This window comes from Haloferax profundi (assembly GCF_001469865.1).
Lineage (GTDB): Archaea > Halobacteriota > Halobacteria > Halobacteriales > Haloferacaceae > Haloferax > Haloferax profundi.
Genome location: NZ_LOPV01000302.1, coordinates 1 through 1,847 on the forward strand (window position 1 = coordinate 1; position 1,847 = coordinate 1,847).

The 1,847-nt window shown below is 50.0% G+C and carries 1 protein-coding gene; it reads right to left on the reverse strand.

Translation table 11 applies throughout. The features are described 5' to 3' along the window. Positions 1–884: 884 nt before the first annotated feature. Positions 885–1,847 (reverse strand): hypothetical protein (locus AUR66_RS12610; protein ID WP_231727880.1); only part of this gene is annotated, 963 nt, incomplete at its 5' end.

Genomic DNA, 1,847 nt, shown 5'->3' on the forward strand with positions numbered 1-1,847 from the left:
CCACCACGGTTGAAGACGGTCTCACTAGCCGCAGCACTCGGGAAAACCCGTGTGCGGATAGGAGTAGTTCGAGAGATAGATACGAGCTCGTGGGAGAGAGACGAGCAAGGCATATCACAACGAGTGTGATGTGTATCACTGTCTGGTTGGACTACTCACCCGAGCACTCGCCGAAGATACGATTCGGCATGTCTACCAGTTATTCCCTCTGTCAGTGGCACAGTTGACGGACAGACCAGCACAGAGAATTATACCCATGGCCGTCAATTGACGCATCACCCGTGTCTGGGATAGTATTTTACCGAACCGACCATCGAGCAAAGATCGTTGAATGGTATAGAGAGAACCTAGATGCGGACATTTGGCTTGAACAAACCGGATGTACAATCCTCATCAAAGACGGATTTCGATTTGGGTTCTGCGACGGCGGCCAGACTGAGACCTGTGGGACTCTCACCTTCGTGTATGACTCCAAAGAGCAGGTCGATGCTATGCACAAGCAACTAGGTGAGGCTTGCCGAGAACACCCGCATGAGAACGGACAATATCAGATATACCAATTCTTTGCAGAAGACCCGGATGGACGTACCGTGGAGATTCAGACATTCCTTCATAAGACACCTCCAGTGTAGCTACCCCACGTCGTGATTCTCGTAACGGCCTGCGTGGAATTGAACCTCGGAGTGGGGCGGAATTGGCTTGATTGGTCTTCTCAGTCATGGAGTTGAGATGCTCCCTTTTCACGGTGCTGACCTTGAAGTCGAAGATGAGGAATATCTCTGAATTATCCGGAAGGTTGGTTTGGAATAGGATTTTAGATACCTGACAAATCAGCACCTGAAATGCCTCCCTTTGTGAAGACAAAGGAACCACAATAAAGGCGACTATGGCAGATACTCGTTGAATTTCTGCTTTACGCGTTCTATTGTTTCCTTCTGGGGTCCGTAATCGTGCTCAGGAACAGACCCGCTATGGTTCGCAAAGAGAACCGCTCGCGCGAGCAGCTCAATGACGTGGTTTCGAAGTTGTTCTTGGTCGATATACCGCTCGTCAGCATGCCGCCTGAGCCGTCGACTCCCATCAATACGCTCTCGAACACCTTTGAGTGAATCAACGACAGTAGTCACGAGTTCGTCAATGTGCTCATCAGAAAGGTCATTTGGTCGGGGGTACCCATCTGGGAAACACTGCCCGATCAGTTTCTCAAATGCCCAGCTTTGCTGTTTGAAATACATCTGAGAATCCTGAGCGATATGCGACTCTGCAATCACTGCTGCAAGTAATATATGCGGTAGGACATGGGTCTGCAACCCTGTATAAATCGTCTCCGCTGATTGCGGCCGCTGACTTGCACATAGCCGAAGGTACGAACAGTAGTATCCAACTCGACTTTCCAAGTCCGTATGACCCGTCTCCCACAGTGTGTAGACGTCCTTTATCCCGATTATCGCATGCTCTCGCGGGATGTTAAGATCGGGGTAGGCTTCGTCAAGCACAAGAAGCTGTACCGAGGTTGCATTGATTGCTTTGAGTCTGTTTTCAACCTCTTCAAAATAGTACGTCTCGGTGCTACAGATTGGCATCAAACCCCCTAAATCAGATTTCCAGCCGCTGTAAAACGACTCAACTAATCCGTCTGGGTCCGTCTTGTTCGATTGCGTCCAAGGACGAACTTTTAGTCCACCGCTCGGGCTATCAGCTTCCGATAATTCACGATCAATATCATCACTGCCATCCTGTTGGGTCACAGTTCGTAGCGCGGTCAATAACCCGTTCAATGACGTAATGAGCTCACCACGACGTTCATCATCTCCGAGGTAGAGTTCTGAAACCGCCCGGGGGACCGT